The sequence below is a fragment of the Mesorhizobium sp. WSM4306 genome (genome assembly GCF_007003975.1).
Taxonomy (GTDB): Bacteria; Pseudomonadota; Alphaproteobacteria; order Rhizobiales; family Rhizobiaceae; genus Mesorhizobium.
Genome location: NZ_VFTC01000052.1, coordinates 1 through 19,788 on the forward strand (window position 1 = coordinate 1; position 19,788 = coordinate 19,788).

Annotated in this window: 19 protein-coding genes; 6 read left to right on the top strand and 13 right to left on the bottom strand. The window is 63.9% G+C overall.

Going from position 1 to position 19,788, the window contains the following annotated elements; translation table 11 throughout:
- Nucleotides 1-203, top strand: a 203-nt coding sequence (locus FJV77_RS31480; protein ID WP_185970493.1) for a transposase, incomplete at its 5' end; no start/stop codon positions are given.
- The gene (locus FJV77_RS32715; RefSeq protein WP_185973504.1) at nucleotides 190-366 is read left to right on the top strand and encodes a hypothetical protein; all 177 of its coding nucleotides are present in this window, start codon (nucleotides 190-192) and stop codon (nucleotides 364-366) included. The genes FJV77_RS31480 and FJV77_RS32715, both read left to right, overlap by 14 nt.
- A 19-nt stretch (nucleotides 367-385) precedes the next feature.
- Here FJV77_RS32715 and FJV77_RS31485 read toward each other — a convergent pair whose 3' ends face one another.
- From FJV77_RS31485 to puuE, 13 genes are all read right to left on the bottom strand, one after another.
- Nucleotides 386-1,813 (bottom strand): S8 family serine peptidase, encoded by a 1,428-nt coding sequence (locus FJV77_RS31485; protein WP_142870230.1) that lies wholly within the window; start codon nucleotides 1,811-1,813, stop codon nucleotides 386-388.
- Nucleotides 1,803-2,471: an anti-sigma factor gene (locus FJV77_RS31490; protein ID WP_142870245.1), complete on the bottom strand. Its 669-nt coding sequence runs from the start codon at nucleotides 2,469-2,471 to the stop codon at nucleotides 1,803-1,805. The genes FJV77_RS31485 and FJV77_RS31490 overlap by 11 nt, the downstream gene beginning before the upstream one ends.
- Nucleotides 2,472-2,485: 14 nt before the next feature.
- Nucleotides 2,486-3,052 carry a sigma-70 family RNA polymerase sigma factor gene (locus FJV77_RS31495; RefSeq protein ID WP_142870231.1) on the bottom strand — a complete coding sequence of 189 codons (567 nt, stop codon included), beginning with the start codon at nucleotides 3,050-3,052 and terminating at the stop codon, nucleotides 2,486-2,488.
- 291 nt (nucleotides 3,053-3,343) lie between these two features.
- The gene (locus FJV77_RS31500; protein WP_142870232.1) at nucleotides 3,344-4,183 is read right to left on the bottom strand and encodes an alkaline phosphatase family protein; all 840 of its coding nucleotides are present in this window, start codon (nucleotides 4,181-4,183) and stop codon (nucleotides 3,344-3,346) included.
- Nucleotides 4,184-4,276: 93 nt separating this feature from the next.
- Entirely contained in the window at nucleotides 4,277-5,932 is a 1,656-nt protein-coding gene (locus FJV77_RS31505; RefSeq protein ID WP_142870233.1) for an ABC transporter ATP-binding protein, read from the bottom strand.
- Nucleotides 5,932-6,759, bottom strand: a complete 828-nt coding sequence (locus FJV77_RS31510) for an ABC transporter permease (protein WP_142870234.1) — start codon at nucleotides 6,757-6,759, stop codon at nucleotides 5,932-5,934. Before FJV77_RS31510 ends, FJV77_RS31505 begins: the two co-directional genes overlap by 1 nt.
- A 9-nt stretch (nucleotides 6,760-6,768) precedes the next feature.
- A complete protein-coding gene (locus tag FJV77_RS31515) occupies nucleotides 6,769-7,728 on the bottom strand; it encodes an ABC transporter permease (RefSeq protein WP_142870235.1) in 960 nt (319 codons plus the stop codon).
- Between the two features lie 16 nt (nucleotides 7,729-7,744).
- Nucleotides 7,745-9,331, bottom strand: a complete 1,587-nt coding sequence (locus FJV77_RS31520; protein WP_142870236.1) for an ABC transporter substrate-binding protein — start codon at nucleotides 9,329-9,331, stop codon at nucleotides 7,745-7,747.
- 154 nt (nucleotides 9,332-9,485) lie between these two features.
- A complete protein-coding gene (locus tag FJV77_RS31525; RefSeq protein WP_142870237.1) occupies nucleotides 9,486-11,471 on the bottom strand; it encodes a CocE/NonD family hydrolase in 1,986 nt (661 codons plus the stop codon).
- 96 nt (nucleotides 11,472-11,567) lie between these two features.
- Complete coding sequence (locus FJV77_RS31530; RefSeq protein ID WP_142870238.1) at nucleotides 11,568-12,161, bottom strand: nucleoside deaminase; 594 nt, start codon at nucleotides 12,159-12,161, stop codon at nucleotides 11,568-11,570.
- A gap of 4 nt (nucleotides 12,162-12,165) precedes the next feature.
- Entirely contained in the window at nucleotides 12,166-12,666 is a 501-nt protein-coding gene (locus FJV77_RS31535) for an ureidoglycolate lyase (RefSeq protein WP_142870239.1), read from the bottom strand.
- Nucleotides 12,663-13,526: a bifunctional allantoicase/(S)-ureidoglycine aminohydrolase gene (locus FJV77_RS31540; RefSeq protein ID WP_142870240.1), complete on the bottom strand. Its 864-nt coding sequence runs from the start codon at nucleotides 13,524-13,526 to the stop codon at nucleotides 12,663-12,665. Before FJV77_RS31540 ends, FJV77_RS31535 begins: the two co-directional genes overlap by 4 nt.
- Before the next feature lie 20 nt (nucleotides 13,527-13,546).
- Nucleotides 13,547-14,965, bottom strand: a complete 1,419-nt coding sequence (puuE, locus tag FJV77_RS31545; RefSeq protein WP_142870241.1) for an allantoinase PuuE — start codon at nucleotides 14,963-14,965, stop codon at nucleotides 13,547-13,549.
- Nucleotides 14,966-15,163: 198 nt separating this feature from the next.
- Here puuE and uraH point away from each other — a divergent pair, with 198 nt between their 5' ends.
- The 4 genes from uraH to FJV77_RS33195 all read left to right on the top strand — a co-directional run.
- Nucleotides 15,164-15,538, top strand: coding sequence for a hydroxyisourate hydrolase (gene uraH, locus FJV77_RS31550; protein ID WP_142870242.1), 375 nt, complete (start codon nucleotides 15,164-15,166; stop codon nucleotides 15,536-15,538).
- A 3-nt stretch (nucleotides 15,539-15,541) separates the two neighbouring features.
- A complete protein-coding gene (xdhA, locus tag FJV77_RS31555; RefSeq protein WP_142870243.1) occupies nucleotides 15,542-17,023 on the top strand; it encodes a xanthine dehydrogenase small subunit in 1,482 nt (493 codons plus the stop codon).
- Complete coding sequence (gene xdhB / locus FJV77_RS31560; protein ID WP_142870244.1) at nucleotides 17,023-19,383, top strand: xanthine dehydrogenase molybdopterin binding subunit; 2,361 nt, start codon at nucleotides 17,023-17,025, stop codon at nucleotides 19,381-19,383. Before xdhA ends, xdhB begins: the two co-directional genes overlap by 1 nt.
- Nucleotides 19,384-19,445: 62 nt before the next feature.
- Nucleotides 19,446-19,788, top strand: a 343-nt coding sequence (locus FJV77_RS33195) for an XdhC family protein (RefSeq protein WP_281408614.1), incomplete at its 3' end; no start/stop codon positions are given.

The following is a 19,788-nucleotide window of genomic DNA, read 5'->3' on the forward strand; positions in this document are numbered from 1 at the left end:
GCGCTTGGCTGCTGTTCCTGCCGCCCTACTCACCTGATCTCAACCCGATCGAGATGGCCTACTCAAAACTCAAGGCGTGGCTGCGAAAGAAGGCGGCCAGAACCTTCGACGCACTCTGCCAGGCTCTCGGCGATATCTGCCTCCTGTTCGAGCCAGCCGAATGCAGAAACTTCTTCAAGGCTGCCGGATATGAGGCCAATTAATAGCGACACGCTTTATGTGGTGGGTCTGCCATATCTGCGTCGCCGGAAATCGAGCTTCATTCACGGCGCCGAAGACGACGCGCGGGAACTAACCGCGCATCTGACCGCCTATCTCGACAGGACGATCAAGCGTGAGATGCCACTGCGCGCTGTTGCCACTTGAAGGGGACCGTGCCGCAAACTCACTGCTTCGCCGCTTCGGCCGCCTTGATGTCCAGCAGCCCATAACCGAAATCCTTGTCGCGGCCCTTCGGGCCGAGATCCCGGGCGGTGGCGGCCAGCGCCTTTTCGATGTCGTCGGCCGATCGCTCGGGCGCGGCGTGGATCAAATTGGCGATGGCGCCGGAGACGATCGCGGCGGCAAACGAGGTGCCGGTGACGACGTCCGAGCCGGCGCCGCTCGGCGCCACCATCTCAACGCCGGGCGCCGAGATGAAGACGTAGGCGCCGCGATTGGCCTGCGGCATCAGCCCGTCCCTGGCGTCGGTGGCGGTCACCGCGATGACGCCGGGATAGGCGGCCGGGTAACCATAGGGCGCTTTCGGCCCGTTGTTGCCGGCCGCCGCAACCAGGATGATGCCAAGCCCGCGCGCATTGCGGCAAGCGGTGGCGAGCAAGTCGTTCTTGGGGCCGACGAAGCTCATATTGATGATGCTGACATTCTGCTCCGCCGCCCAGTCGAGCGCCGACAGGATGACATCCATGGTCGACCTGCCGTCCTCGAAGGCGCGCGCATGATAGATTCTGGCCCCGGGAGCCATGCCTTCGAGCGCGCCGACACCGGCGATCAGCCCGTCGACCGAAGTACCGTGGTCGCGCTTTTCGATCGGCACTTCGGGCATGGCGTCGAACTGGTCGGCAATGACGCCGGCCAGCGCCGGATTGGTGTCGTCGATGCCGGTGTCGATGACGGCGACGCGCACGTTCTCGCCGCTGGCTTGCTTGTTGTCGAGCTGGATGCGCTCGAAGGCATAGTTGACGATGCCGGCCGCCTGCTGCAGCGAATAGATATGGTTTGGTTCGCGCCGCTGGGTGCGGCCATCGGCGGCCAGCTGCGCCAGCACGGTGCCGACCGGGCGGCCGTCGGGAATGCCGAAGCGCACCAGCGTGGTGCCGAGCAGCCGCGACTGGCGCTGCGAGCGCACTTGCAGGCCGAAGGAGGCGGCGATCTGCTGGACAGCGCCGGCGTCGCCGTCGACGGTCACCAGCACCTCGTCGGGCACGAACGCGCCGGCGATGGCACGCCGCGGCGCGGTCGCGACAAGATCGGTTGGCGAAACGATCGGGCCGCCGGCCGGCGGTCCGGCCTGGGTATCGGCAGGCGGCGCCGACGGCCGTGGCGTCGGCACGGGCGCCGCCGAAGCGGGCGGATTGGGAAACAGATCGACGATCAGGGCCGGAAGGACAACAGCGCCCTGGCCGCCGCCCCCTCCGCCATTCGCACCCTTGTCGTCCTTGGGGCAGTCGGCAGCCGCCGCACCGGCCGTGTCGGTGCAGTCGGTCTTTGGGCGGCCGGCATTTGGGTCGCTGGTCTGCGCTAAAGCGGGCACGGCGGCGATTGTCATCGCCGCCGCAAGGACTGCAAATCGAATGACTGCCTTAGCTGCCATCAACCGGTTTCCTTCCCTCGATCACAGTCGCCGCAAAAGGCTGGGCGGCAACAAGGCCGACGAGCTTGGCATAATCTGCTCCGGTCTTGGCCGGGATGGCAATGCGGAAGACGCCCGAGGCCGTCGGCCCGCCGGCGATCTTAAGTCCGTTCTGGTCGAGGAAGGCGGCGATGTCGGACATCTTCGCCTCCGGCTTGAACTTGACCAGCGCGAACGGCAGTTTCGCCAGCTCGTCCTCGGCCCCGGCAATCTCGAAATCATTGCCCTTGCCGCCGGTCTGCACATAGGACTGCACCACGACCAGCGCCAGCAAGACAGCGGCCGCCGCCCAGGCGATACCGACCGGTACCGCCATGAAACGATCGAGCGCCTGCGCCAGCCAGGAGCGGCCTGCGGGAGCGCGCACCGGTCCGACCTCGGCGTCGAGCGCCTTGGCAAAGCGGCTGAGCGCATCGGCCGGCGGCCGGATCGCCTCGTTGGCGGCGGTGGTGCCGGAGAACTCGGCCTCGGCCTCGCCAAGCGCTGCCATTGCCGCCGGATCGGACGCCAGCCATTCCTCGACGGCTTCGAGGTCGGAGCCTTCCAGCGAGCCGTTCAGATAGAACGGCAGCAGCGTTTCCATTTCGTCGCGGCGCGACATCTTTTCAGCCGCGCTCATGTCTTCAGGATTACTCATGGCCAACCCCTGTCGTAACCGGCGGCCTTCAAGGCTTCGCCGAGTTTCTTGCGGGCGTAGAACATACGGGTCTTGACGGTGGCGACCGGGATGCTGAGCACCTCGCCGATCTCCGTCACCGACTGTCCATGATAATAGGCAAGGTCGATCACCGAGCGGTGTTCTTCCGGCAAGGCATCGACAAAGCGCCGCAAGGCAGCGCCCTTGTCTTCCTTCATGGTCGCGACTTCCGGCGTATCGGCGCTGTCAGCGACCTGCGCCGCATCGTCATCGTCGATCCAGTCTTCTTTTTTCTTGCGCAGCATCGACAGCGCCTTGAAGCGGGCGATACCGAGCAGCCAGGTCGAGACTTCCGATCGTCCTTCGAAGCCGGGCGCCTGGCGCCACAGCTCAAGAAAGACCTCGTTTGCGATGTCGTCGGCCATCATTTCCGATCCCGTCTGGCGCGCCACGAAGCGGTAGACCCGCGCGTGGTGACGCATGAACAGCAGCCGAACAGCGGCACGGTCGCCCTTCGCGACCCGGTCGACAAGCGCGCGATCAGTCTCCGTCGCTGCCGTCATGGCCGGTCGAGCCGCCTGGCTCCTGTCTGCTCTGTCGCCGATCGGTCCAAAAAGGTTCATCCTTCCGCCAAGGAATTTTGGCGAAGCTAACCGAAGAGAAGGAGTGTTGCCAGAGGTGCGCCTTTTTCCCTTCTCCCCCCTGTGGGAGAAGGTGTCGCCGAAGGCGACGGATGAGGGGTGTTCCAGCGGAGTGAGACGTTGGTGTCTTCTGGAACACCCCTCATCCGTCTCGGCGCTTCGCGCCGATCCACCTTCCCCCACAAGGGGGGAAGGGGAAGGCGTCGCGTTCCATCACCCCAGAAACGGCTTCGCCTTCATCGTCTCCGGCACCGCCACACCAAGCCGCTTCAGCACCGTCGGAGCCAACTGCAGCTGATCGAGCAAAGTGTCCGCATCCGGCCCTTTGCCTTGCCCAAAATAATACAGCGCGAAATCCTGCATTTCGTCGTCATGGCCGCCATGATGGCCGCGGTCGGTCTGGCCGTGGTCGGCGGTGACGATCACCTCGTAGCCGACTTGCCGCCAGCCCGGCAGGAAGGCGGCCAGCATGCCGTCCATCGCATAGCAGGCATGGTCCATCTCGTGGCAGTCATGGCCGAAGCGGTGGCCCATCGAATCCAGCGTGCAGGTGTGCAGGATGCCGTAGTCGATATCGTGGCGCCGGGTCAGCATGGTCAGCGTCGCAAACAGGTCGACGTCGCTTGGGGTCATCTGGTTGCGCAAGTTGTAGCCAGTCATGGTGTGGAAGCGGCCATGCGTGATCGGCCCGTCCGGCTCGTCATATTCCATGTCCTCGACCAGGTCGAACGGGTAGGAGCGGAAGAATTCGGACCAGTAGGAATGCGTCACCGCACCGGTCTTGCCGCCAGCCTTGCTGACCTCGGAGAAAATGTCCGGCTTGTTGACGAGAAAACGGTTCTCGTTGGACAGGATGCCGTGTTCCTGCGGCGAAACCCCGGTGTGGATCGAGGCGTAGCAGCAGGCCGAGGTCGACGGCAGCACCGAGCGCATCTTCCATACCTGCGCCTCGCCCGACTGCACCCATCCCTCGAGATTGCCCATCAGCCGGCGCCAGTTCCGGTAGGGCACGCCATCGAGGACGATGAGGAGAAGCTTGGTCTTGAGCGCCATGGGCGGCTCCATGCGGTCTTGCGGGAGAGGTCAGCATCCGGGGCGGCCGGCCAGGCCAAGCCCCAGATGTCTTGAGAGGCGGAAGCCGGCCGCCTAGTTGCCCGCGCTCGCCATGCGGCGTCCCTTGATCGCCTTTTCCAGCCAGCCGATCTCCATCTCGGGGACGGAGGACAGGAGCAGGTCGGTATAGGCGTCGAAGGGCGGCGTCAGCACCTTGCTCTTGGCGCCATAGCGCACCACCTCGCCGCGATACATCACCGCGATCGAATCGGCGATCGACTTCACCGTCGCCAAATCGTGGGTGATGAAGAGGTAGGCGACCTTCTCATGCTGCTGCAGATTGAGCAGCAGCTTGAGGATGCCGTTGGCCACCAGCGGGTCGAGCGCCGATGTCACCTCGTCGCAGATGATCAGCTTCGGCTTGGCGGCAAGCGAACGCGCAATGCAGACGCGCTGCTTCTGGCCGCCGGACAGTTCGGCCGGATAGCGATCGAGGAAGCCCTTGCCCATCTCGATCTCGTCGAGCAGTTCGGCAACGCGCTTGTCGCGCTCGCGGCCGCGTATGCCGAAATAAAACTCGAGCGGCCGGCCGATGATGGTGCCGACGGTCTGGCGCGGGTTCATCGCCACGTCGGCCATCTGGTAGATCATCTGCAATTGCCGCAGATCCTCCTTCGGCCGGTCGGCAAGCCGGTTGGCGAGCGGCCTGCCGTCGAAGGTGACGGTGCCTTCCTCGGGCGGCAAAAGCCCGGTGATGGCGCGCGCCAGCGTCGACTTGCCGGAGCCGGATTCGCCGACGACGGCCAGCGTCTGGCCCGGATAGATGTCGACCGAGACGTTCTTCAGCACCTTGACGTTGCTGCCGCCATAAGCGGCGGTGACATTCTTGACCGACAGGAACGGCGTCGCGCCGGGCTTCTGCTCGGCGTGCTCGATCTCATGCACCGAGACCAGCGCATTGGTATATTCCTGGCGCGGCTCCTTGATGATCTGGCGGGTGCCGCCCCATTCGACCAGCCTGCCGTGGCGCAGCACCATGATCTCGTCGGAGACCTGGGCGACGACGGCAAGGTCGTGGGTGATGTAGAGCGCCGCGACATGGGTGTCGCGAATGGCGTCCTTGATCGCCGCCAGCACGTCGATCTGCGTCGTGACGTCGAGCGCGGTGGTCGGCTCGTCGAAGACGATCAGGTCGGGTTCCGAGCACAGCGCCATCGCCGTCATCACCCGCTGCAGCTGGCCGCCGGAGACTTGGTGCGGGAAACGCTCGCCGATGGTTTCGGGGTTCGGCAGGCTAAGCTTCTTGAACAGCGCGATGGCGCGTTTCTCGGCCTCGGCCCGTGTCGCCGTGCCGTGCAGCAGCGTGGCTTCCACCACCTGGTCCATCAGCTTGTGCGCCGGGTTGAAGGCGGCGGCGGCCGATTGCGCGACGTAGCAGACCTCGCGGCCGCGCAGCTTGCGGAAGCCTTCCTTGCCGCCCTTGAGGATATCGCGGCCGTTGAGCAGCACCTCGCCGCCGGTGATGCGCACGCCGCCGCGCCCATAGCCCATCGACGACAGGCCGATGGTCGACTTGCCGGCGCCGGACTCACCGATAAGGCCGAGCACCTTGCCCTTTTCCAGCGTCAGCGAGACGTCGTGCACCAGCACGATGTTCTTCGGCGCCTCGCCGGGCGGGAACACTGTCGCTTCGATGCGCAGGTTGCGGATATCGAGCAGCAGGCCGGGCTTTGCTTTGGTGTCAGCCATCACCCGCGTCCTCCCTTCAGGCTTGTCGTGCGATTGAGGATCCAGTCGGCGACAAGGTTGACCGAGATAGCCAGTGCGGCGATTGCCGCCGCCGGAATGAGCGCGGCGCCGATGCCGAAGACGATGCCGTCCTTGTTTTCCTTGACCATGCCGCCCCAGTCGGCATCCGGCGGTTGCACGCCAAGGCCGAGGAAGGACAGCGTCGACAGGAACAGCACCGCATAGATAAAGCGCAGGCCAAGTTCCGAGACCAGCGGCGACAGCGCGTTGGGCAGGATCTCGCGGAAGATGATCCAACCGCTGCCTTCGCCACGCAATTTGGCGGCTTCGACGTAATCCATGACGTTGATGTCGACGGCGACAGCGCGTGACAGCCGGTAGACGCGGGTCGAGTCGAGAACGCCCATCACCAGGATCAGCGTCACCAGATTGGTCGGCAGCACCGAGAGCACGACGAGCGCCATGATCAGGGTCGGGATCGACATCAGGAGATCGACGAGGCGCGACAACAGCGTGTCGAACCAGCCACCGAACACCGCTGCCGAAAAGCCGAGAATGGCGCCGAGCGAGAACGACAGCGCGGTCGCCAGCACGGCGATGAACAATGTGATGCGGGCGCCGTAAATCATGCGCGACAGCAGATCACGGCCAAGATTGTCGGTGCCCAGCCAATGCGCCGAAGACATCGGTTCCCAAGGGACGTCGCTGACGATCTCGGCATTGCCGTGCGGCGCGATCCATGGCGCAAACACGGCTGCCACGACAAACATGGTGGTCAGCACGATGCCGATCAGCGCAGGGATGGGGATGCGTTTGATATCGAGCATGCCCGCCCCCTATTTCGGATGTCTGAGGCGCGGATTGGCGACAATTGCCCCTATGTCCGCGATGATGTTCAGGCTGATATAGACGGCGGCAAAGATTAGGCCGACCGCCTGCACCACCGGCACGTCGCGCTTGGTGACGTGATCGACCAGATATTGCCCCATGCCCGGATAGACGAAAATCACTTCGACCACGACGACGCCGACGATGAGGTAGGCGAGGTTGAGCATGACGACGTTGATAATCGGTGCGATGGCATTGGGGAAAGCGTGCTTGCGGATGACATTGAAGGCCGACAGGCCTTTCAGTTCCGCCGTCTCGACATAGGCCGACTGCATGACGTTGAGGATGGCCGCGCGGGTCATTCGCATCATGTGGGCAAGCACGACCAGCGTCAGCGCGCCGGCCGGCAGGGCGATCGCCTGCATGCGCTCGCCGAACGGCATGCCGTCATAGACCGTGGAAATTGCCGGAAACCATTGATATTTGACGGCAAAGAAGAAGACCAGCACGTAGCCGATGAAGAACTCCGGGAAGGACGTCGAGGCGAGCGCCAGTCCGGATATCAGCTTGTCGACCCAGCCATTGCGGTAACGCACCGCGATCAGGCCGAGAATGATGGCCAGCGGCACGGCCACGACCGCCGCCCAGAAGGCGAGGAACAGCGTGTTCCACAGCCGCCCCTTGATCGAGGTCGCGATGTCCTGGCCGCTCGACATCGCCGTGCCGAGATCGCCCGTGAGCGCACCGCCGAGCCAGTGGAAGTACCTGATGTAAGCCGGCTGGTTGAGGCCGAGTTGCTCGCGCAGATTGGCGAGCGACTCCGGCGTCGCCGACTGTCCGAGAATGGCTTGCGCGACGTCGCCGGGCAGGATTTGCGTACCGGCGAAGATCAGGACCGAAACGGCCAGCAGGAGGACGATGCCCAGCGCAATGCGCTGGGCAATCAGTTTCACGATGGGTGAGGACATATCCGCAAAGCCGCGCTCAGGCTTCGAGCCAGCACTTCGCGAGCGCGTAGCCGTTCATCAGCTCCTGATGCGGATCGTCGACCCAGCCGCCGACCTTGGCGCCGGTGGCATCGATGAACTGGTTGAACATCGGCAGGATCAAGCCGCCCTCGTCGCGCACCAGGACGGCCATGTCGTGGTACATCTGCTTGCGCTTGGCCTCGTCGAGTTCGGCGCGCGCCGCCAGCACCATCTTGTCGAAATCCGGACGCTTGAAACGCGTATCGTTCCAGTCGGCTGTCGAAATGTATGCCGTCGAGTACATCTGGTCCTGGGTCGAGCGGCCGCCCCAGTAGGAGGCGCAGAAGGGCTGCTTGTTCCAGACCTCGTTCCAGTAACCGTCGCCGGGCTCGCGCTTGAGCTCGATCTTGATGCCGGCCTTGGCGGCGCTCTGCTGGTAGAGCTGCGAGGCGTCGACGGCGCCGGGGAAGGCGACATCCGACGTGCGCAGAAGGATCGAGCCGTCATGGCCAGACTTCTTGTAGTGGAACTTGGCCTTGTCGGGATCGTATTTGCGCTGCTCGATCTCGGTGAACAGCGGATAGGACGCGTTGATCGGGAAGTCGTTGCCGAGCGAGCCGTAGCCGCGCAGCACCTTGTTCAGCATCTCCTCGCGGTCGATCGCCAGCTTCAGCGCCATACGCAGGTCGTTGTTGTCGAACGGCGCCGTGTTGCAATGCATGATGAACACGTAGTGGCCGGGGCCGGCATGGTTGCGGATGGTGACGCCCGGCACGCGCTTGATCAGGTCGACGATCTTCGGCTCGACGCGGTTGATCATGTTGACCTGGCCGCCCTGAAGGGCCGCCGTGCGCGCCGTCGCGTCGTTGATGACGATGATCTCGACCTGGTCGGCATGGCCCATCTTGTCGCCCTGCCAGTAGTTGGCGAAACGCTCGCCGCCATGGCGCACACCAGGCTCGTTGGTGGTGATCTTGTAGGGGCCGGCGGAGATGCCGGCATCGGCCTTGTCCTTGCCGCCATTGGGCTGGACGATAAGGTGATAGTCGCTGAGCAGGTAAGGAAGGTCGGCATTGGCCTCCTTCAGCGTCAGCACCACTTCCTTGCCGCTGGCCTTGATGGACTCGATGCCCTTCATGTAGCCGAGCGCGCCGGACTTCGACTTCTCGTCGGAATGGCGCTCGAGCGTGGCGGCCACATCCTCGGCGGTCACGGTCTTGCCGTTGTGGAATTCGACGCCGTCGCGGATCTTCAGCGTCCACACCTTGGCATCATCCGAAGCGCCAATCTCCTCGGCAATGCGGTTCTCGAGCTTGCCGTCGGGGGACAGCTCGACGATCATTTCACCCCAGCACTTGCCGAAGATCGTCGGCACCTGGGTCATGAACAGGGCCGGGTCGAGGCTGTTGGTGGATTCGCCGCCGACCAGGCCGGCTTTGATCGTGCCGCCCTTGACCGGGCCTTCCGCGCGCGCCGCGCTCGAAAGCAGCATATTGGCGAAGGGTGCGGTGACGCCGAGTGCTGCGGCGCGGCCGAGAAAATCACGACGGCTCAGCTTGCCGGACGCAACGCGCCGGCTCAGATATTCGAGTTCGTTGGACATTTGAGTTCCTCACTCTGTTGGTTCGACCTTGTGGTCGTTTTTTGTTTGTTGTTACCAAAGAGATATTGACCGGAAGCCAAAGCCGTAAGCAAGACCGAATGCGACATGCCGTGGCGTAAATCGCACGTCGCAACTGGACCAGTCGGATCTGCGCTCAGAGCAGGTCGCGTGGAATCGTCTCTTCGAAATGGCGCTCGAAAACCAGCGTTTCGCCCTCATAGGCTTCGATTCTGGCGCTGACGATGAAGTTTTGCGCGTCGCAGCGCATTTCGGCCGATGTCTCGGTGCGCACCGACCATTCATTTCGCGACAGGGTCTGCGTCCAGTGGGTTTTTCCCGAGGCGGACAATGGGTCGTCGGGATGAATGACCCACGTCTCGCGGGCAATGCTGCCATTGGCCAGCCCGTGCGCAAGATCGCGCACCGCGCCGAAATCGTCCGTGATCGACAGTGTGACGATACCGGTCTTTTCGTCACGATCGACATGACGCTCGGAATTCGCCGCCCGGACAGTCTCGGTTGCCCAGGGCGTGGCGCCCTCAGGCGTCTGGAATGAGGCCTCGTCGCCTTTCGCCAGCGGGCGCAGCGGCAGCCTCAGCGTCGCCGCCGAAAGGTCGAGCCGCACCGGCTCCGGCGAGGGCCAGATCATCGGCCAATAAGCGCTGGAAACGGCAATGCGCAGGCGATGTCCGGCCGGAACGCGGTAGGCGCATTGGTCGAGAATAGCGCAAGCCGAAACAGTGTCGCCCGGCACCAGCGCTTGCGGGGATTCATGCGAGTTGCGGTGGGTAAGGTTGAGCACGCCGTAGGAGATCAACTCCGAAGCGCCATCGGGATGCACGTCGCACAGGCGAACCGCGATGTTGGCCTGTGGCCGATCCGACGATATCCGGACCAGAAGCTCCGGCGCGCCAACGATGTCGAGCGCCTCGGCAAGCACAGGCTGATCGAAGCAGACGGACAGCGCGTCGTCCGGCCGCTGGTCCCCCGGCAGCTCCGGGCCGAAGGTGAAGGGAAAATACTCGCCGCCCGCGAGTCCACAGCTTTGCGGCGTCGCCACGATCGCCGGCTTGGCGCCGGCAGCGATGAGTTCGATCGCCTCGACCTTGATGTCGGGTGACGGCCACTCCTGTTCGGCCACCCAGCGGCCCGGCCGCTCTGGGTGCCAGCGCGCCGGCCGCACTGAGTCCATCACATAGGCGCGGTAGTCCGGGTCGGCCTCGACGCCGGTGTCCACGCCTTTCAGCCAGCGGTCCCACCAGCGCAGCGCCTCCTGCAGGAAGCCGATGGCGGGTTTGGGTCCGGCGTAGTGCGGGTATTTGTGGATCCACGGCCCGACAATGCCCTTCACCGGCGCCTGGATGTTGGTGACCAGGTGCGAAATCGTGTTGCGGTAGCCGTCATGCCAGCCGCCGATCGACAGCACGGCCGCTTTGACAGCGGAATAATCCTCGCAGATCGAACCGCGTTTCCAGTAGGCGTCACGATGCTGATGGCTGAGCCATAGCGGCAAAAGGAAAGACTGGTTCTCCAGCCGTGTCAGCCACAGATCGCGCCAGCGGTTGTCGCCGGCAATCAACGGATCCGGCGGCCGCGACGAGTAGGACAGCATGGTCGAGGCCCAGCCGAAATTTTCCGTCAGCAGGCAGCCGCCCTTGTAGTGGATGTCGTCGGCATAACGGTCGACGGTCGAGCACAGACTGATGACAGCCTTCAGCGCCGGCGGCTGCTTGGCCGCCACCTGCAGGCAGTTGAAGCCGCCCCAGGAAATACCCATCATGCCGACACTGCCGTTGCACCAAGGCTGCGCTGCCGCCCAGGCAATGACATCGCAGGCATCCTGCAATTCCTGCTCGGAATATTCGTCGTCCATCAGCCCTTCGGAATCGCCATTGCCGCGCATGTCGACGCGGATCGAGGCGTAGCCGTGGCCGGCGAAATAGGGATGCGTCAGCTGATCGCGAAAGATGGTGCCGTCGCGCTTGCGATACGGCAGATGTTCGAGGATCGCCGGCACCGGATCGTCACCCGCATCTTCCGGCATCCACACCCGCGCCGACAGCCGGCAGCCATCCGGCATGACGATGCCCATATCCGGGAATTCGACGACTTTGCGGGGAAATTCGGTGACGGTTTTCATGGGCTGGCATAACGGCCCGCCAGCCCAAGACTTTCAATCGCCATTCGCGACTGGAGCAGCGAAAATTGCGACCTGGCCGCAGCCGACTTCACGGCCTCAGTTCAGCGGAATGTCATTCTCAGCCTTGCTATCTTGGTAGACGCCGGAAAGCGCGTCGTAGCGGGCGGAAATCTCACCTATGCGCGTCTCCAGCCGCTGACGCTCGGCCTCCGGCAGCGCCCGCACCAACCTGCGGATCGAAAAGCTCTTCCAATAAGCATTCTCGGCATTGTAGCCACCGGGGTCGAGGGTGAAGACCTCTTTCAGGATCTTCAGATCGTGCGGGATGGCAAAACTGTCGCGCGAATCCTCGTGGCTGAACAAATAGTAGAAATTGTCGAAGCCGGTCCAGGTGATCGCCGACAGGCAGAGCGAGCACGGCTCGTGCGTGGCGATGAAGATGGCGTCTTTGGTCTCGACACGCTCGGCCTTGGGCATTTCATAAAAGCGCTTCAGGCAGTGCACCTCGCCATGCCAGAGCGGATTTTCCATCTCGTTGTTGGTCTCGGCCAGCACCAGCGAACGATCACTTTTCCGCAGGATCGCGGCGCCGAACAGCTTGTTGCCATGGGCCACGCCGTCAGCCGTCTTCGGCACGATGTCGTGCTCGATGACGTCGAGCAGGCGGTCGATCAGGGATATGTCGGTCATTTACTCAGGTCTCGTCAGGGAGATGGATCTCGTAGGGGTGCGAGAAGTGGAACTCTTCGAGGTTGGAGCCGTCGCCGCCGCGGTCGACGATGACGAAATCCTGGGCTTCGCCGAGCGGCGTCAGCACGCCGTGCCAGAGATTGCGTGGATAGTTGATGCCTTGCCCGGGCGCCGTGATGAAGGCGTGCGGCTCACCGGGGCCGTCCTTGCCGTCACGACAGACGACGACCAGGAACGGGCGCGGCGACAGCGGGATGAAGGCCTGGCTGCCGAACGGGTGGCGCTCGACCATGGTGAGCTTCAGCGGCAGCTCGTATGGCGTGCCGCGCACCATCGAAACCAGCACACGGGCATTCGGGCCCGCCGCCTCAGCCGTGGCAAGATCGTGGTAGCGCTCGGCCTTGCCGCCATTGATCGGATAATGATTGTCGCCGCTCATATCGATGACGTCACCGAAGCCGGCAAAGCTTTCGCGGGTCAGCTTCTGTGCTGTGATGCGGGTCACCGCGTGCGACCGCCAATGCCCGCCCCGCCGAGCTTGGCGTGCCGGTTGACGTCCTTGTAGAGGAGATAGCGGAACTTGCCGGGGCCGCCGGCATAACAGGCCTGCGGGCAGAAGGCGCGCAGCCACATGAAGTCGCCGGCCTCGACCTCGACCCAGTCCTGGTTGAGGCGGTAGACGGCCTTGCCCTCCAGCACATAGAGCCCGTGCTCCATCACATGCGTCTCGGCGAACGGAATGACGGCGCCGGGTTCGAGCGTGACGATGGTGACGTGCATGTCGTGGCGCATGTCGGCCGGGTCGACGAAGCGGGTCGTCGCCCAGCGGCCCTCGGTGCCGGCCATCGGGGTCGGCGCCACCTGCTGGTCGCTTGAGAAGAAGGCCTCCGGCGTATCGATGCCGTCGACTGCTTCATAGGCCTTCCTGATCCAGTGGAAGCGCACGGCGTCACGAGCTTCGTTGCGCACGGTCCACCCGCTCGCCGGCGGCAGAAAGGCAAAGCCACCGGCTTGAAGCACGTGCTTCTTGCCTGCCAGCGAAACGGTCAACTCGCCCTCGACCACGAACAGCACGCCCTCGGCGTCGGCGTCCGGCTCCGGCCGATCGCTGCCGCCGCCAGGCAAAACCTCGACGATGTACTGCGAAAATGTCTCGGCAAAACCCGATAGCGGCCTTGCGATGATCCAGGCCCTGGTCTTGTCCCAGAATGGCAGCGGGCTGGTGACAATGTCCTGCATCACCCCCTTGGGGATGACGGCATAAGCCTCGGTGAAGACAGCGCGGCCGGTCAAAAGCTCATTTTGGCCGGGATGGCCGCCATGTGGCGCATAGTAGGTTTTCTGGTCAGTCTTGATCATATCCATGGGGTCCTGACCCTCAGTCATTAGAGCGGGAGCATGTCTTTCAGGCGGAGCAACGCGATGCGCTCGACCTGTTTGCAGGCGGTGTCGAGTTCGACGCCGCGGCTGTTGCCGATGCGCGCCTCGAACTCGGTGAGGATTTCCTCCTTGGTCTTGCCCCGCACCGCGATGATGAAGGGAAAGCCGAAGGTGGTGACGTAAGCGGCGTTGAGCTTGGAGAACAGTTCGCGCTCCTTGTCGGTCAGCGCGTCGAGGCCGGCGGACGCCTGTTCCCTCGTCGATTCCGCCGTCAGGCGCTTCGCCTTGGCCAGTTTGCCGGCAAGATCGGGATGGGCGTTGAGCACGCCGAGCCGTTCGTTCTCGCTGGCGGCGCGGAAGACGCGGCAGAGCGCATTGTGCAGGCCGCCGGCGCTGTCATGCGCGGGCCCAAGCTCCAGCTCGTAGGCGCGCTCGGCGATCCACGGCGAATGTTCGAACACGCCGCCGAATGTGTGAACGAAGGTCTCGAACTCCATTTTCGACGGCTTGAGCGCCGGCGGCTGATAAGGATGATGCTCCTGCCAGTGTCTGGCGATGTCGATGCGGCGCGCCAACCAGACCTTGTCGTGCGATTTTACATAGTCGACGAAGCGCTTCAGCGCCGCCACCCGGCCGGGTCGGCCGACCAGCCGGCAATGCAGGCCGACGTTCATCATGCGCGGTCGCCCGGCTTTGCCCTCGGCATAGAGCGTGTCGAAACTGTCCTTCAGATAGGCAAAGAACTGGTCGCCGGAATTGAAACCTTGCGGCGTGGCGAAGCGCATGTCGTTGGCGTCGAGCGTATAGGGGATGACGAGTTGCGCGCCGCCGCTGTGCTCGAACCAGTAGGGCAGTTCGTCGTCATAGGTGTCCGACACATAGTCGAAGCCACCCTCTTCGGCGACCAGCCGCACCGTGTTGACGGAGGTGCGGCCGGTGTACCAGCCGGTCGGCCGCTGCCCTGTCACCTCGTAATGCAGCTTGATCGCCGCTTCGAGGTCGCGGCGCTCGTCCTCGGCGCTATGGTCGCGGTAGTCGATCCATTTCAGCCCGTGCGAGGCCATTTCCCAGCCAGCCTCCTGCATCGCCGCCACCTGGTCTGGCGAGCGGGCAAGGGCCGAGGCGACGCCGTAGCAGGTCACCGGCACTTGCGCCTCGCTGAACAGGCGCAACACCCGCCAGAAGCCGGCCCGGGCGCCATATTCGTAGATCGATTCCATGTTCCAGTGGCGCTGGCCGACCCAGGGGGCGGCACCAACGATCTCCGACAGGAAGGCTTCCGAGGCCTTGTCGCCGTGCAGAACGCAGTTCTCGCCGCCTTCCTCGTAATTGACGACGAACTGCACTGCCACATATGCGCCATCAGGCCATTTCGGATCCGGCGGATTGGCTCCATAGCCGCGCATGTCTCTAGAGTAACGCATTGCCCCTCCCTGCCGGACACCGCCGGAAGCTGTGATCAGGATAGTCGAAAGGGGTGCCTACGCATTCCCTCGAAATTTTTGAAAGTGTTTTTGTGCCGCTCCGCTCGACCGGGACTTATGCATCGCCTTTAATTGGCGCACAATTCATTGCTTTGCTCGATTGTACGGGCCAGTTCGTTCTGGAAATGGGAGGCGCCAGTGGCAGAAACGTCGAAGGCCGATGGCGGACGTCTGACGACGCATGTGCTCGATACCGCGACCGGCAAGCCGGCGGCGGGCCTGTCGGTTGCGCTTTATCACCTCGAGGGTGAGGCTCGGACACATCTGAAGACCGTTGTCACAAATGCCGACGGACGCTGCGATGCGCCGCTGCTGGCAGGCGCGGAGTTTCGCACCGGCGAGTACGAACTGATCTTCGCGGCCGGCGACTATCTGCGTGGCCAGGGCACGAAATTGCCTGAACCGGCCTTTCTCGACAGCGTGCCGATCCGCTTCGGCATGGCTGCAACAGTGCATTATCACGTGCCATTGCTTATCTCTCCCTATGGCTACTCGACCTACAGGGGGAGCTGACGCATGGCCAAGGTCACCATACGCAACGAGATCCGTTTCATCCTCAATGGCAGCGATGTCGCGCTGTCGTCGCTGGCGCCAGAGACGACCTTGCTCGACTGGCTGCGGCTTGGGCGCTCGCTGCGCGGCACCAAGGAAGGCTGCGCCGAGGGCGATTGCGGCGCCTGTACAGTGCTGGTCGGCAAACTCTCGGCCGGCAAGCTGGTCTACGAAAGCGTCAATGCCTGCATCCGCTTCCTCGGTTCGCTCGACGGCACCCATGTGGTGACGGTCGAGCATTTGCGCGGTGCGCCCGGCCAGTTGCACCCGGTGCAGCAGGCGATGGTCGATTTCCACGGTTCGCAATGCGGCTTCTGCACGCCGGGCTTCGTCATGTCGCTTTACGGCCTGTGGATGAAGTCGCCGGACCCGTCGAATGCGGCGATCGAAAAGGCGCTGCAAGGCAATCTCTGCCGCTGCACCGGCTATGAGGCGATCATGCGCGCCGCCCACGCCATCTCCAGCTACGGCAAGGCAGCTAAGGACCCACTGGCGACCGAGCGCAAGGCAATCACGGCAAGGCTCGAAGCGATGCGTGATAGCGCACGCGTCGAGATCGGCGCTGGCAAGCAGCGACTGATCGTGCCGGCCAACGCCGACGATTTCGCCGCCGTGCTGGACAAAGAGCCGAGTGCCACTGTCGTCGCCGGCTCGACCGATGTCGGGCTCTGGGTCACCAAGCATATGCGCGACATCTCGCCGGTAGTTTTCATTGGCAATCTCGACGGGCTGTGCGCGATCTCAGAAGACAATGACGTCATTACCATCGGTGCCGGCGTCACCTACACCGATGCCTTCGCGACACTGGCCAAGCGCATCCCGGCGCTGGGGCCGTTGTTCGACCGTATCGGTGGTGAGCAAGTGCGCAACATGGGCACGATCGGCGGCAACATCGCCAACGGCTCGCCGATCGGCGACACGCCGCCACCCTTGATCGCGCTTGGCGCGCAGCTGACGCTGCGCCGGGGCAAGAAGCGGCGCACCATTCCGCTCGAGGATTTCTTCATAGCCTATGGCAAGCAGGACCGGCAGCCCGGCGAATTCGTCGAGGCCGTGCATGTTCCCGTGCCGGCCAAGGGCACAAAGTTTGCCGTCTACAAGATCACCAAGCGCCGCGACGAGGACATCACCGCAGCCCTCGGCGCCTTTTTCCTCGACTTGGCCAAGGACGGCACGGTGGCCGACATCTGCATCGCCTATGGCGGCATGGCGGCAACGCCCAAGCGGGCCTTCGGCGTCGAAAAGGCGCTGCTCGGCAAACCGTGGACGGAGGCAACGGTGGAAACGGCGATGGCCGAATATGCCGGCGACTTCACCCCGCTGACCGACATGCGGGCGTCGGCCGAATATCGGGCGCTGGCGGCCAAGAACCTTTTGCTGCGCTTCTTTGCCGAGACCAGCGGCAGCAAGGCGCCCTTCCAGGTATCACGCAACGAGGCGGCCTGATGAACAAGCACGCTTCTCCCAACCTCAAGGCGCAGAAGATCTCCGGTGGCGTCGCCACCGACCAGCGCCATGATTCCGCGCACAAGCATGTCAGCGGCACCGCGGTCTATATCGACGACATGCCGGAGCCGGCAGGCATGCTGCATGGCTGCCTCGGCCTGTCCGCGGCGACGCATGCGACCATCACCAAAATGGATCTGTCGGCAGTGCGCGCCGCGCCGGGGGTTGTCGATGTGCTGACGGCCAAAGACGTGCCCGGCGAAAACGACATCTCGCCGACCGGCCGTCATGACGAGCCGGTGCTGGCCGACGACAAGGTGCAATTTTACGGCCAGCCGATCTTTTGTGTCATTGCTGGGACGCGAGAGGAGGCGCGCCGCGCCACGCGGCTGGCCAAGGTCGAATACAGCCAATTGCCTTTCGTCACCGACATCGGTGACCTCGACCCTCGCAAGGACAAACTGGTCACGCCGCCGCTCACCTTGAAGCGCGGCGATGCCGCTGCCGCGATCAAGGCGGCACCGCGCCGGCTGAAGGGCAAGATGCGCATTGGTGGCCAGGAGCACTTCTATCTCGAAGGTCACATCGCTATGGCCGTTCCTGGCGAAGACCAGGATGTCACCATCTATTCCTCGACCCAGCATCCGAGCGAAGTGCAGCATATGGTCAGCCATGCGCTGGGTGTGCCGAGCAACGCCATCACGGTGGAGATCCGCCGCATGGGCGGCGGCTTCGGCGGCAAGGAGACGCAAGGCAACCAGTTTGCCGCCCTCGCCGCGATTGCTGCCAAGAAGCACCATCGCGCGGTAAAGATCCGGCCCGACCGCGACGACGACATGATCGCCACCGGCAAGCGTCATGACTTCCTCGTCGATTACGAGGTCGGCTTCGACGACGACGGCAACATTTTGGGCGTCGACTTCATGTTCGCAGCGCGGTGCGGCTTTTCGTCGGATCTCTCCGGCCCGGTCACCGACCGTGCGCTGTTCCACTGCGACAACACCTATTTCTGGCCGGCGGTGCATGCACAGTCGGCGCCGCTCTATACCAACACCGTGTCGAACACGGCGTTTCGCGGCTTCGGCGGCCCGCAAGGCATGGTCGGCGCCGAACGCGTCATCGACGAGGTCGCCTTTGCCGTCGGCAAGGACCCGCTCGAGATCCGCAAGCAGAATTTTTATGGCACCAGTGGTGATAAAGAGGGGGGCCGCAACGTCACGCCCTACCACCAGACGGTCGAGGACAACATCATCCATCGCATCGTCGCCGAATTGGAGGCGAGCGCGGACTATGCAAGCCGCCGCCGCATCACCCAGGCGTTCAACGCCAACAGCCGCTTCATCAAGCGCGGCCTGGCGCTGACGCCGGTGAAGTTCGGCATCTCGTTTACCGCGACGCATTACAACCAGGCCGGCGCGCTGGTGCATGTCTATACCGACGGTTCGGTGCATCTGAACCATGGCGGCACCGAGATGGGGCAAGGCCTCTACGTCAAGGTGGCGCAGGTGGTGGCGGAAGAGTTCCAGATCGACCTCGACCAGGTGAAAATAACCGCGACGACCACCGGCAAGGTGCCGAACACTTCGGCCACCGCGGCCTCGTCCGGCACCGACCTCAACGGCATGGCGGCGCGGAACGGCGCCCGCCAGATCAAGGACAGGCTGACCGATTTCGCCGCCGAAAAGTATCAGGTGCCGCGCGACCAGGTGCTGTTCCTGCCCAACCGCGTGCGCATCGGCAATCAGGAGATCGCTTTCGCCGACCTCGTCAAGCAGGCCTATATGGCCCGCATCCAGCTGTCGGCGGCGGGTTTTTACAAGACGCCGAAAATCCACTGGAACCGCGACAAGGGCGAGGGCCGTCCATTCTACTATTTCGCCTATGGCGCCTCGTGCTCGGAAGTCTCGGTCGACACGCTGACCGGCGAATATGTCGTCGAGCGCACCGACATATTGCACGACACCGGCCGCTCGCTGAACCGCGCCATCGACATCGGCCAGATCGAGGGCGGCTTCATCCAGGGCATGGGCTGGCTGACGACGGAGGAACTGTGGTGGGACGACAAGGGCCGGCTGCGCACGCACGCGCCGTCGACCTACAAAATCCCGCTCGCTTCCGACCGGCCGAAGATCTTCAACGTCACGCTGGCTGACTGGCCGGAGGCCCACGAGCCGACCGTGCACCGTTCCAAGGCGGTCGGCGAACCGCCCTTCCCGCTCGGCATGTCGGTGCTGCATGCGCTGTCCGACGCGGTAGCCAGCGTTGCCGACCACAAGATTTGTCCGCGTCTCGACGCCCCGGCGACACCGGAACGCCTGCTGATGGCGATCGACCGGCTGAGAGCCGCCAAATCGGCCTGATCGAGCCAGAACGTGCAAATCCGGCCCGAAAACGCTATGTTTCCCAAGTGGGAATGCAGACGATGAACTCGAAAGTGCAAAGCCTCAGAGCCTTTCTCGCCAGCGCCGACCGGCTCGCTCTGGTCGAAGTCGCCGGCACCAAAGGCTCGACGCCGCGCGAGAAGGGCGCGTTCATGCTCGTCTCGCAGGCGGCGATTTTCGGCACGATCGGCGGCGGCCAGCTCGAGTATATGGCGATCGACAAGGCCAGGCAGATGCTTTTCTCCCCCCTTGAGGGGGAGATGGCCGCGAAGCGGCCAGAGGGGGTCCTCTCAGAAGGCACTGCAAGGACGTCGCGCACTGCCGCGACGCCCCCCCCCCGCGGGGGGGGGGGCCCCCCCCCCCCCCCCGGGGGGGGGGCGGCGG